The sequence below is a fragment of the Bacteroidales bacterium genome, assembly GCA_013141385.1.
GTDB lineage: Bacteria > Bacteroidota > Bacteroidia > Bacteroidales > Tenuifilaceae > UBA8529.
Window position 1 is genome coordinate 82,616 of record JABFRB010000020.1, and the last position, 13,048, is coordinate 95,663.

The following is a 13,048-nucleotide window of genomic DNA, read 5'->3' on the forward strand; positions in this document are numbered from 1 at the left end:
ATTATTATTGTTTCGATTTGAGAAGTTTTTTGATTGAAGTTATTACTGAAAAATAATTGCGAATAATATTGATATTAAATTAGATGCAAAAATTACATATATTGCCATCCTTTAGTTTAATTGAAGATATATTCACATAATGTAATGCAAAATGGCATCGTCTTATTTCATATATTCAGAAAGATTAAAATCCAGTAAACAATGATTGTTCAGCAAAAACACTTTAGAACTATTTGGTTTAAGAATAACTGCTCTGATATTGTTTGTATTATTGACCAACGTACCTTACCACATCAATTCATTATAGAAGAGATAACTACTATTGATGAGATGATTGTTGCTATTAAAGAGATGCATCTTAGAGGAGCAGGGTTAATTGGGGTAGCAGCAGGGTATGGTATGTATCTTGCAATTTTAGAGGCAGAAAAAGAGAAGTCGTTTGATATTTCACTTCAAAGTTCAGCGAAAAAATTAATTGATTCTAGGCCAACCGCTGTAAACCTTATTTGGGCTGTGAACCGCCAAATGCAAGCAATTTCTGAGGTTTCAACCGTGGGCGAAAAGAAAATAGTAGCACGAAATATGGCATTAACTATTGCCGATGAAGATGCCGCATTTTGCAAAAACATTGGCGAGCATGGTGTGAAAATAATTGAAGCAATAAGCCATAAAAAACAAGGGGATACTGTAAATATCCTAACCCATTGTAATGCTGGTTGGCTAGCATTTGTTGATTATGGATCAGCAACTGCCCCAATCTACGAAGCGTTTAAACGGGGAGTGAAAATACATATTTGGGTAGATGAAACACGGCCTAGAAATCAAGGAGCCAGCCTCACAGCATGGGAACTTTTAAACGCAGGGGTTCCTCATACCATTATTGCCGATAATACTGGAGGTCATTTGATGCAACATGGAATGGTCGACATGGTGATAGTTGGTGCCGATAGGGTTACTCGTGCAGGTGATGCGGCAAATAAAATTGGAACCTACCTAAAAGCTTTAGCAGCTAAGGACAATGGAATTCCTTTCTACGTTGCTTTACCCTCATCAACATTTGATTGGAAAATTACCGATGGGGTTAAAGAAATTCCAATTGAAGAGCGCGATGCCGAAGAGGTTAAATATATTACAGGACTTTGTGATAATGAGCTAAAAAAGGTTTTAGTAACACCTTTAAATAGCAATGCATCCAATTTTGGATTTGATGTTACACCCGCAAGACTTATTAGAGGTTTTATTACTGAGCGCGGGATATGCGAAGCTAGTGAGAAAAGTATTGCAAGTTTATATCCAGAAAAAGTGATAAGATGAGCCAAGAAGGTGTAATCAAATATAGCTGTAATTGGATAAAAACGGAACCGTTTGATTTTGAACAATTCGAAGCAATTAATTATTGGCGTAATTGTCTTTATGAATTGGGATTGATAGGGGTGTATGGTGATGGTCTTGGCTACGGAAACCTTAGTCTTCGTGTTAACGGAAATCAGTATATTATTACGGGATCGGCAACAGGGGGATTTATGCATCTCACCAAAGAGCATTATACCAAGGTAATATCATATAATCTTGAAACCAATTCACTAACCGCCCAAGGACCAATAGTTGCATCATCCGAATCACTTACCCATGCTGCAATATATCAATCGGATCCAAATATAAATGCTGTTTTTCATGGGCATCACATGGATTTATGGCAGCATTATCTGCATAAATTGCCTACATCCGATGTTTCGGTTGAATATGGGACTCTGTCTATGGCTCATGAAATTATTAGATTATATGCTGAAACTGATATGCCCGATAAGCAAATTATGATTATGGGGGGGCATAAGGATGGCATTATATCTTTTGGCAAATCATTGGACGAAACAGGTTATAAAATGCTTAAATACTATAAGCTGTTATCTAATATGAGTAAGGAACTTAATTCCGTAACAGCAACTAAGCAAAATGGGCATTATGCGGATGATACCCAAAATAAACTGCATCAAAAGATTGAGGAGATCACTATGTATATGATTTCTCAGCAAAAGCAAATTGAAGAATTGACCAAGGAGATAAATGAATTAAAAAAATAGTCGCATGATAAAAATTGGCATAATTGGAGGTTCAGGATTTGATAATCCACAAATTCTTACAAACCCAACCGAGGTAAAAATCAGCACACCTTACGGAGATCCAACATCTTCGCTACGTTGTGGTAAAATAAATGGTGTTGATGTTGTTCTTATATCACGCCATGGACTAAAGCATCAATATAATCCAAGTGAGGTGAATTATAGAGCCAATATATTCGCTCTAAAGGAGCAAGGCGTTACTCATATTATTGCAACAACCGCTTGTGGTAGTTTGCGTCAGGAGATAGGAAGAGGACATTTTGTAATTATCGATCAGTTTATCGATTTTACAAAAATTAGAAAAAACACCTACTTCGATAGTTTTGCAAACGGCTCTGAGCATCCAGCCATGCCCGATCCTTTTAATCCCCAGATAAGGGATTTGCTGTTTGAAACAGGTAAGAATCTAGGATTTCAAATGCACCCTAAAGGAACGGTTGTTACAATTGAAGGTCCAAGATTTTCAACTCGAGCAGAATCCAGAATGTTTAGATCTTGGGGGGCTGATATTATCAACATGTCTGTGGCTACTGAAGCAATACTAGCAAATGAACTTAAAATCCCCTATGCAGCTATTGCCATGAGTACTGATTATGATTGCTGGAAAGAGGATGAGAAACCCGTAACTTGGGACGAAATCCTCGAGGTTTTTCATAAAAATGTTGGAAACGTAACACAAATTATTATTAACGCTTTGCCCAAAATCAGATAAGTACCTTCGAGTTTGCTTGGGTGAATGGATCGAAAAAATGCAAATTCAATAATTTATATATTGTTTTAATGTTTGAGCAATTATTAGTCTAATGTGTAATAATAAAGAGATGAGAATATAGAAAAAATGGAAGCTATTCAGAAAACAAACATTTTTTTAGTATAGGTTATATTTTCCATTTATCTTGCAGAAAGAAAAAATCACTTTAAAAATGAAATTAAATAGTTTAAACAATAAGCATATGAAAAGAATAAAGGACTCAATTCGTTCAATTCCTAATTTTCCTATTGAGAATATTACATTTAGAGACATTACAACGCTAATGCAGGATCCTATTGCTTTCAAGTTAGCTTGTGATGAGTTTCATAATCGTTATAAGGATAAAAAAATTGATAAGGTTGTAGGTATTGATGCACGAGGCTTTGTGTTTGGTGCTGTTTTAGCATATAGTTTAGGAGTTGGTTTTATACCAGTTCGAAAAAAAGGGAAATTACCTTTTAAAACGCTAAGTGAAAAATATTCCCTTGAATACGGTACTGCGGAAGTTGAAATTCATGAGGATGCCATTAGTAAAGGCGAAAGAGTTGTTATTATTGACGACCTTATTGCAACTGGAGGAACAGTTAATGCAGCAATAAACCTTGTTAAAAAATTAGGTGGAGTTGTTGTTGAGTGCGCTTTTATTGTTGAACTCCCAGAACTTGGAGGAAGAAATAACATCCAAGGACATGATATTTTCTCTATGGTACAGTTTGAGGGAGAGTAAGAGGAATAAGCCTCATTACTGCTAATTTTTGAACCTCGTATTTGAATATTTCTCTACGACGAAGTCATGGCTTCGTCGTTTTTATGTAAAGAGAAATAGTCGAGAATTTTTCTTTTATGAAATTTGGAGCGGTCTGAAGGTCGAAATTTAAAGACAACGAAGTCAGAAGACTTCATCAAGCAAATGTGGTGAGAGTCTCTCTGATAGACTCATAGGCTATCGACTGCCTACTTGATTGGTGGTTCGTGTTTATTTTTTTTCTTTATATCTATCAACCTGATCAAAAAATTCCATAGAAGCATAACCTGTGTATATCTTAGCCGAATGTTTAATATTCTTGGCTATAAAAAATCTATCCCCTTTTACAAATACATTTTTTACTCCATCTATTGTCAATTCAATCTTACCTTCAAGTACAATTCCCCATTGACTTTCATGGAAATGTTCAGGGACGTCAATATCCTCGGAAAATTCCATAAATACAATCTGATGCTTTAATCCTTGCGAAAGAAATGCTTTAATTCCATTAATCGGAATATCAGCTTCAGGCAAATCAACGATAGGTTTTGGAAATATCGGAATCATATTCATTGGCTTTTAAATTTATAAATAGTCAAGTCTTGGTGGAATAAATGTATCTATAACCGCACCATCTTCAAGCACCTCCCATGAATGTTCAACATTTTCAGGTACTGAATAGCTGTCTCCAGAATTAAGAATTTCATTAATGTCTTGATATTTGATTCTGTATTTTCCAGAAATCACATATCCGCTTTGCTCATTGGGGTGAGAATGTAGTGGCACTTTGTCACCAACCCTATAATTCATCCTTGTTACCATTGATTTCTGTCCAACAGCTAAAACGTCAAATGAAACTCCTTTAAATTGTCGATTCTTAGCATTTTCAGATTTTACTATCATAATGTTCACTAATTAATTTAACGTGAATTCGACATAAGGAATAATGTATTAACCTTTATACCAATCAATTTAAATCCCATTTTCTTACTTTATTTGTTTGCTTTCTACAAATTGATATCGAGCGTCCCCATCGTTCTTTATGCCTCTCATTTTACAATAATCTTGTAGTTCGTCAATTTCGACCACAAAATCATTTACAATGTATCCATGCGAAATTAATTCCTCTTTAATTTTTAAGAAAATATTGTGCCAATCTTTCCATGTATCGTGCATATTTTCCTTATCATCAATAGATTCTAAGAATCGTTCCCAATCTTCTTCTTTATAATATGCCAAATTTATTGATCGTTTTATATTGCTATCTTTTTGCATGTGTTAAAATTTGTTTATAACCCCCATTTTTGAGGATAATTTGTTTTCAAACTTAGCAAATTATTATAAATCATCAAATGGTTTATTCAATGAGTTGGGTCCTATATATGATTATACTAATGATTGCACTATTAATGCGGGCGCAGCCTGCAAGAATAGAAAATCCGAGGAGGGAGGCTCGGATTTATATACAGAGATGTGAGAGGCTTTTCAATAGGCTTTTAGCCTATCGACTACTTACTTGATTGTACAACCTAATTATTCTTTTTTCAACTCTTTCATGATTAAGGTCTCAATCTCGCCGAGTTTGTCTAAAGGAACAGCGTTTAGTATTTGGCTTAGCTGGGTGACGCTTCCTGTTCTTTTTAGGGTATTTAGTGGATGTTTCTCGATCTTCGCTTCTTTCTTGTCTGGAATCCATTCAAGAATGTCGTTTGGTGTACATTGTAGCAAAACACAAAGTTTCTCCACGTCCTTTAAGTTCAATCTTTCCATCTTACTATTTGCTACACGGGTGGCAAAATTGTCCGAGTATCCTGCTTTTACAAGGTAACTGAAGGGTTTATCAATCCCTCTAGCCCTAAAAATTCGTGTAAAGTTGAATATTAGCATCTCCTAGTCGTTTGAAATTAAAAATAAATATTGTAAATATAAAACAAACTCGTTTAATATAAAAAGAAAGTCGTTTGTTCTATATTTTAAGTCGGTTATATTATAAACTAAGTCAGTTGTTTTAAAAATAGAGTCGTTGGATTTACAAATTAAGTACCTTATTCCAAAAACAATCTCGTTCATTTCATCGAGGAAGTAGGTTGTTTTATGTTTGGGGTAGGTATAAGCTTAATTTCAGTACCGAGTTGCAATAGCTTACGTGTAATCTTTATAATGTTGCTCTATGGTTTGTAGGTTGCTTGCTTTTGAGTTGGTAATACTCCTAAAAATGAATATTAAACCTCATCTTTTGGTATGGCTTATTTTCAAATTATTATTCGCTATTAAGGGAATGTTAGGTGAGTTTTATCTCTTATAAACTTAAACTAAAATTGAGGTAGATAAGACCTGCAAGAATAGAAAATCCGAGACAGTTGCCTCGGATTAATGGAAATTGAAACTACGATAGAAATATTATCCTTGGCAGTTCACAAACCATGCCATTACTTGTATGTTGTGCTATTTGTTGTTTCTACTTTTTAAATTCTTTTTCATCTTCAATCAAATGTTCATTCCACTTGTCCTTTGGCAAACTATTAAATAGTTCTATCAAGTTATTCTCAGGGTCTCGGAAATGAGAAACCCTTATCCCCCAAGCAGGCATGTCCATAGGCTCGGTTATAAATTTAACGCCTTTCTTTTTCAAATCAGTGTAGGTTTCATCCACGCTATTAACCTGAACTATAATTGCAAAGCTATCTTGCAGATTATCGTTCTTTTTAGCACCTGCATTGTTAATTGCAACACTCATTAAGTCCGCCTTAAATAGTGCAAGACCAGATTCAATACCAAAATCAAAACTGGCAAAATTATCGCCAAGTTTACCCCAAGTACATTTTAATCCTAAAATGTCATTATAGAAGGTGAAACACTTATTAAAGTCGTTCACCAAAAGTCTAATGTTGTTGAATTTCATTTTGTTTAAATTTAAAATTACAATGCAAAATTACTTTTCACTCATGGTCAATAATTGTAAAAATCGGTCGTTTTTATTATCACTTAATTCTTTAGGCTTAACGCCTGTATGTTTCCTAACTTCCTTAATGAAGTGCGATTGGTCAAAATAATTCTGTTCTGGGAAAAGTTTTCCTTTTTTTACATCGCTTAAAGAGGCAAACACCTTTAGGATATTGCAATATGCTTTCAAAGACAATCCAAATTTATTGCTAAAGTATCTATTTATTTGCCTGCTACTCCACGAAGCAATATTTGCGTATTCCAAAACAGTTGATGAACCGTTGGTATGGTATAGGTTGTTGAAAAGTTGAACTTTACGGTTGTTTGTCCCTTTACCATCTCCAACAATTGAGATCAATTTAGTTGTAATATGGTTGCAGAATAAGGTAAAATCAAGTGTTATTAACGAATTAATATTCCAAAAATCACTACCAATAATTTGGCTGTTATTAACAATTGATGAAATGTTTTGCTGTAGAATATACTCCACCGATAAGAGTTTAAAACGTATTCCAAAAAGTACAGTGTTCCCAGCAACTGAAATATCAATCTGATTTGTCCATAAACCGGTTAGTAAGATATTTTGAATTTTGTAATCTCTTATCTCAACAATTATATCAAAGCAACCGTCAGGAAGTATTATCGAATCGTATCTTGCAGAGGAAATATTATTAAAACGCCAAAAGCATTTAACAAAATCGGATAATGAAATGTCTGGTTTTAATTCTGAATATTCTATGTTGTTTTTTGTTTCCAATCTTTACGCAATTATTTGTTACAGTAATATTTTTAGGAATGATAGGCAAATAGTTGCGGTGTGAAATGCAGCGAATTTTTGAGATGCATCATTATTCTACGATAAGAAATCACAAAGAGGGACGAAATGCTTGACCTATTGTTGTTTCTTACCAATTCTCCAAAATCAATGTTGAAAAGGCAAAAATGTTAACTAAAATATGCGCTAGTGTAACAAGAAAGATATTGTTTGTTTTTGTTGCAACAAATTGCCATAAAATTCCCATAAAGAAGGCTCCTCCTACTAATGCGCCAATTCCTCCTTGAAATTTTAATCCACTAATAGTTGCCAATGTCAAATGCCATAATCCAAACCCAATGGTGGAGGCAACAATTACAATATATTTATTTTTAAATTCTGTTTTTAGTGTCAATCCCCTCCAAAATAATTCTTCGCAAGTCCCATTGATAATGCCAGTTGATATTGTCAGAATCATTAAAGAAACCCTTAATTGAGGGAACGATGGAATAAAAGAGACAAAAAAAGTTCCAATTACAGGAATAAAGGCTATCAATCCCCATAATTGTGTTTTTGATTTATTAACCTTGTATAATTCAAGAATTCCTTGAAACCCTAAGTAATACAATGTGAATGATGAAATTATTATCCAGTAGATAATAGATGATACCCAATACCCTGATTGTAATCCTATTTGCTTAATAGTAAAGTTGAAAATTAAATAGGTTATTGGGAATATTAATCCAAATAACAAAATTTTAAGAATCTCAAATTTAATTTTCTTCATAGATTTATCTTTTAATGCATTGCACCTAACTCGTATAACCCATACCAAGGTAATATATTGAACAATACATTCTGATACGGACAATTTTCAAACTTAGCAAATTATTTTTTAAAGAAAAATAATCAATTCTATTTACTTGTCTTCAATTTCCCATTTGCAAGGAAATAGTTTATCTCTTCCGCCCAATCCAATAAATTGTGTTGGTACATGCGTTGAATAGCGTGTTGGTTGAGTTTATTGCCTAATTCATTAAGACCAATAAATGTGTAGGTGATTTCTGCCATTACTTGAATCTCTGTAACAGGTTTACATTTTACTGTTATTGTCCAGTATCGGTTTTCGGTTGAGACTAAGTATTGAATTAAGTAATTCTGTGGATCGTACTTTGATACTCGCCATAAATATTCCAATTCATCATTGTGGCCTTGGGTTTTAAAGGTTGTTCCCTCTTCAATAACTTCTGTGGAAGGATAAATTAGGGTTGGGTTCCAACCTTCGGCCCATTTTCTCTCCTCAAATGCCCCGAATAGGGGAAAAACTGCCTTAATGTTTCCATTTAAGGTAATGGTTGCAGTTCTGGTTACCTTTTCAGCTTTAAAATTTGTATTTTCCATTGTTCCTAATTTACCCGCTTGTGGAGGCTGTTTAAAAAGATTAATTAATAACCGCAGAGACCACAAAGCAGAAAACACAAAGAACGCAAATATATATTAAACAATTCATTGACTTTTTGCGAACTTCGCGAAATCTTATAATAACGTCAGTTCGATGTAAGGTGTCATCCTGAGCGAAGCGAAGGATCTAATGATCTATAAAACAGATGCTTCACTTCGTTCAGCATGACAAAGCAACAATCTAATGGTGAACTGATAATCAATATATTATACTTACATCGAACTCGCGTTATAATACTTTGCGGTTAATTGACTTTTAACACACCTTCAGCAGGATTAGGTAATCATTGCAATAACCGATGCTTATATTTATTTTTTAGGTTCAATTCCAAATGTGAATCCGCCTTTTACACGTTCAATCAGCTCTGGCAGTATATCCTGATATTCTCCAACTATGCCAAAGTCAGCATTTTGGAAAATGTGTGCTTTAGGGTTGCGATCTATGGCAATTATTTTTTCCGATTCTTTCATGCCGGCAACGTGTTGAATTGCACCCGATATACCAACGGCAATATATACTTTAGGACGAACTGTTTTTCCGGTTTGTCCAATTTGCCTTGCATATTCGGTAATACCTTCATCAACTACTGGACGGCTACTTGTCCATTCAGCATTTATGCCTTGTGCAATAAGCGCATCAGCAAGACCTTTTACCAAGCCTAAATTATCGTTAATGGTACCTCTACCGCCTGAAATTATGATATCAGCCTCAAAAAGGTTTTGTAATCCGCCTTCGCCTCTCTCTGTTTTTACAATTTCAACTACAAAGTCTTTATCATTTAAAACAGGATTAAAACTTGAGATAATTCCTTGTCGTCCTTCAATACGTTTTGGGATTTCGAATGTGCCCGCTCGGGCAGTTGAAATTTGTGGGCAAACAAAGCCAAGGATAGTTGCTAGTTTACTTTCGCCGTATGTGGGACGCTTTGATTCAAGGATGGGTGTGTAAATTACTTTTTCTTTTTTATCAATGTATTCTCCAATTTCAAGTCCAGTGCAGTCTGCTGTTACGCCACTATCGGTTTTCATACCTATTCTAGGCGCTAATTCTCTTCCAGAGGTGGTTGCAGCAAAAAGGGCGATTTCTGGTTTTCGTTCTTTAATGACTTGGGCAATAATTGATGAGAATGGAAGGACTTGGTATTCTTCAAGTTTATCATTTTCAATAACAATAACTTCATCAGAACCATGTTCAATCATTGTTTGAGCCAGATGTTGTACATTTTTCCCAATAATTACTGTCATTACCTTGGTGTCGTTGCCAAGTTGTGTTGCCAAGTTTCTGGCAGGAGTTAAAAGTTCGATTGAAGGCCTTGAGATTTTATCATTAGTCACTTCTGCCCAGGTAATAATTCCTCGTGCACCATCTCTAAAGTCTTTTTCAGGAAAATCGGGTCGATCAATCTCCTTTTTAGCAACATTCTCTTTTTTTGCTAATACATTTCCCCCTTTTTTAAAGTTTGATATTAGGCTGTCGACTAAAGAAACTTCATTGTGGCCTACGGACATCGTGATAGGTGGACGTTCGCTTACAATATTAACTACTTTTACTACAATGGTTGGTGAACCATTAATACCTATCTTTTCGGTTCCTAAACCAATATCGTCAATCCCTAAAGTTGTAATTTTCAAATTACGTGCTTTGATAGCTCCGCTTAAAGATGGTTTGCGGGGAGGAATTCCTGTTGGAGTTAACGAGATAACACAAGGGATAGGTAATTTCATCATTTGAAATCCACCCTCGATAATACGTTTTGCAATTACATTGCCCGTACCATCAGATTTTACGCTTTCAACAAAAGTGGCCTGTGGAATTCCTATTTTTTCGGCTACCTGCGATGGAACGTGAGCAGTATCGCCATCACTGGTTTGTCGGCCTGCTAAAATTATAAAGGGATCTTTAGAGTCTTTGGTAAATCCCAGATGCTTAAGCATTGTAGAGATTGCAAGTCCAGTGGCATAAGTATCGCTTCCGCCAAGCTTTCGATCCGATAAAAGGTATGCCTCGTCATAACCCATTGAAATAGCTGTTCTAAGTGCATTTTCAAATGATTTAGGCCCCATGGAGCAAACAATTAAACGTGAATCGGGATTCTGTTTTTTGAGCTGTAAGCCTGCTTCCAACCCGAATTGGCAATCGATGTTAATAATTGATTTTGCTTTTGTTCTGTCCATTAACCCATCTTCACCCATTCTCATTTCGGTGGGAAGTGGAACTTGTTTTATTAAACTTATTATTGTTAAAGCCATTGTTTCAGTATCTTTTAGTTATTAATTTAAGTTGCTAATTATGGGTAAAACAGGAGATTTAAGAACAAGGATTACCTTCGGTGAACTCGCAACGCTCGGTTAACGAATTTTGATTTTAGAAGTTATTTGAAATTCAGCATCATAATTCTAGATATCAGTGTTTTTTTCGTCTTTATTTCAAAAATCCTAAATCGTTAATCGATATTCGTTAATCAATTCTTTAAAACATTATTATAAGTAGCAACTTGGATTTATTACATGTTTTGAAAATCAGGACCATTACCACCATTGGGTACTACCCATGTAATGCCTTTTCCAGGGGCTTTTATATCGCATGTTTTGCAATGCATGCAATTTTCGGCATGAATTCTGAGTTCTTTCTTGCCATCTTTATTGATATGAAGCTCATATACCTCCGATGAACAGTAAAACTGTTCAGGTGCGCCATACTCTTCGATATTAACGGCATTAAAGTTTCCCAGATCGTTAATTTTAAGATGCACAACTTGCTGCTCGTCATGGTATACCCCTGAATGATAGATGTCAGTGGCTTTATCGAATGTTAATACCTTATCGAACTCAAGTTTACCCTTAAAGCGTTCTTTAAAAGGTTTCTTTTTTAATTCACTTGGTTTTAGCGTTGTTGTAGAGTCGGCATGAGATCTAAGTCTTCCAAAGAAACCTGCTCCACCAGTTATTAGTTGAGTTCCAAAATGTAATCCACCAATAATTAACCCTTTAGCAAATCCTTGTCTGAAGTTTCGGACAGGATACATCTCTTTGCGGATAATACTATTATTTATCAGCGTCTCATAAAGTTGAAGACTTTTTTCCGAAGTATCATTGTTCAATAATGCATTGGCAGCGGTTTGCGCTGCTAACATCCCTGATTTGATGGCTAAATGTATACCTTTTAAGGCTGGCATAGTAACCAATCCTGCGCTATCGCCAACGATTAAAGCATTATCAACATATAATTTTGGAATTGCATAGTAACCCCCTTCAGGTAGCGTTTTAGCACCATATTCTACCATTTTACCACCCTTTAAGAATTTGGAAACAAAAGGAGTGGTTTTCCAAATTTGCATTGCATCGTGTGTATCGAAAGATGGATCTTTATAATCGAGTCCAACAACAAGTCCAACAGCCACTTTATTATCGGCTAACCCGTAAATGAAACCACCACCAAATTCATCATTGTTGAGAGGGTAGCCCATGGTGTGATAAACCTGTCCAGCCTTGATGTTACCATCAGGAACTGACCATACTTCTTTGCAACCTAATGAGTAAATTTGCTCGTTGCGATCCTTGTCGAGGTGAAACTTATTGATAAGCATTTTGGTTAAGCTTCCACGTGTGCCTTCGGCAAAAATGGTAATCTTGGCTTCAACACGAGTGCCTGGCTGGAAGTTCTCCAGCTGATGCCCATGATGATCCAAGCCTGTATCTTTGGTTTTGGCACCAATTACTTTTCCATCTTTGTATAGGATTTCATCTACTGCAAAGCCTGTGTATATTTCTACACCTTTCTCTTCGGCTTTGGTTGCAAGGTATTTGCATATTTGACCTAATGAAGCAACGTAGTTGCCTTTGTTGTTCATGTACGGAACATGAAATGGCAAAGTGAAACTGATTTTTTCGCCAAGTAATACCGTTTTGTCCTTTGTTACTTTTGAGCTGAAAGGAATTTCAGAGAAATCAACTTCGGGCAGCAATTCTTTGAAAACGGAAGGCTTAATTACAGCTCCCGACATTATATGACTTCCGATAGAACTTCCTTTTTCAATTAGTAATATTCTATGAATCTGCCCTTTTTGCTTAAATGTATCTGCTAAATGAATTGCAGTGGCTAAACCAGATGGTCCCCCTCCAATTATTAAAACATCCGTTGTTACTGTGTCTGTAAAACTCATCCTATGACCTCCATGTTTAATATTTACAATTGTTAATTATGCCTAAATCATTGATGTTTATGAATGTCTTTCTTTAAAATCGTGTACATGCTTAACGTTTAGAGGTTTTAT

At 35.2% G+C, this 13,048-nt stretch carries 14 protein-coding genes; 4 read left to right on the plus strand and 10 right to left on the minus strand.

Features of this window, described 5'->3' with window-relative positions; all coding sequences use genetic code 11:
• The first annotated feature begins 201 nt into the window (after window positions 1-201).
• The 4 genes from mtnA to HOO91_12815 all read left to right on the plus strand — a co-directional run bounded on the left by mtnA (window position 202) and on the right by HOO91_12815 (window position 3,598).
• Window positions 202-1,314, plus strand: coding sequence for an S-methyl-5-thioribose-1-phosphate isomerase (gene mtnA, locus HOO91_12800; GenBank protein NOU18428.1), 1,113 nt, complete (start codon window positions 202-204; stop codon window positions 1,312-1,314).
• On the plus strand, window positions 1,311-2,081 hold the full coding sequence (locus tag HOO91_12805) for a class II aldolase/adducin family protein (GenBank protein ID NOU18429.1): 771 nt from the start codon (window positions 1,311-1,313) through the stop codon (window positions 2,079-2,081). The genes mtnA and HOO91_12805 overlap by 4 nt, the downstream gene beginning before the upstream one ends.
• Before the next feature lie 7 nt (window positions 2,082-2,088).
• Window positions 2,089-2,832 carry an S-methyl-5'-thioadenosine phosphorylase gene (gene mtnP, locus HOO91_12810; protein NOU18430.1) on the plus strand — a complete coding sequence of 248 codons (744 nt, stop codon included), beginning with the start codon at window positions 2,089-2,091 and terminating at the stop codon, window positions 2,830-2,832.
• A gap of 241 nt (window positions 2,833-3,073) precedes the next feature.
• Entirely contained in the window at window positions 3,074-3,598 is a 525-nt protein-coding gene (locus tag HOO91_12815) for an adenine phosphoribosyltransferase (GenBank protein ID NOU18431.1), read from the plus strand.
• Window positions 3,599-3,847: 249 nt separating this feature from the next.
• On the opposite strand, the gene HOO91_12820 is transcribed toward HOO91_12815, so the two are convergent.
• The 10 genes from HOO91_12820 to HOO91_12865 form a co-directional block, all read right to left on the minus strand.
• Window positions 3,848-4,183 (minus strand): cupin domain-containing protein, encoded by a 336-nt coding sequence (locus HOO91_12820; GenBank protein ID NOU18432.1) that lies wholly within the window; start codon window positions 4,181-4,183, stop codon window positions 3,848-3,850.
• 18 nt (window positions 4,184-4,201) lie between these two features.
• Entirely contained in the window at window positions 4,202-4,519 is a 318-nt protein-coding gene (locus HOO91_12825) for a cupin domain-containing protein (GenBank protein ID NOU18433.1), read from the minus strand.
• An 84-nt stretch (window positions 4,520-4,603) separates the two neighbouring features.
• Window positions 4,604-4,891, minus strand: coding sequence for a hypothetical protein (locus tag HOO91_12830; protein ID NOU18434.1), 288 nt, complete (start codon window positions 4,889-4,891; stop codon window positions 4,604-4,606).
• Between the two features lie 258 nt (window positions 4,892-5,149).
• Window positions 5,150-5,503 (minus strand): helix-turn-helix transcriptional regulator, encoded by a 354-nt coding sequence (locus tag HOO91_12835; protein ID NOU18435.1) that lies wholly within the window; start codon window positions 5,501-5,503, stop codon window positions 5,150-5,152.
• 571 nt (window positions 5,504-6,074) lie between these two features.
• A complete protein-coding gene (locus tag HOO91_12840; protein NOU18436.1) occupies window positions 6,075-6,518 on the minus strand; it encodes a VOC family protein in 444 nt (147 codons plus the stop codon).
• Between the two features lie 30 nt (window positions 6,519-6,548).
• A complete protein-coding gene (locus HOO91_12845; GenBank protein ID NOU18437.1) occupies window positions 6,549-7,316 on the minus strand; it encodes an AraC family transcriptional regulator in 768 nt (255 codons plus the stop codon).
• Window positions 7,317-7,464: 148 nt separating this feature from the next.
• A complete protein-coding gene (locus HOO91_12850; GenBank protein NOU18438.1) occupies window positions 7,465-8,100 on the minus strand; it encodes a CPBP family intramembrane metalloprotease in 636 nt (211 codons plus the stop codon).
• Between the two features lie 128 nt (window positions 8,101-8,228).
• Entirely contained in the window at window positions 8,229-8,714 is a 486-nt protein-coding gene (locus HOO91_12855) for a hypothetical protein (GenBank protein ID NOU18439.1), read from the minus strand.
• A 369-nt stretch (window positions 8,715-9,083) separates the two neighbouring features.
• Entirely contained in the window at window positions 9,084-11,024 is a 1,941-nt protein-coding gene (locus HOO91_12860) for an electron transfer flavoprotein subunit alpha (GenBank protein ID NOU18440.1), read from the minus strand.
• Between the two features lie 254 nt (window positions 11,025-11,278).
• On the minus strand, window positions 11,279-12,937 hold the full coding sequence (locus tag HOO91_12865; protein NOU18441.1) for an NAD(P)-binding protein: 1,659 nt from the start codon (window positions 12,935-12,937) through the stop codon (window positions 11,279-11,281).
• Window positions 12,938-13,048: the final 111 nt, after the last annotated feature.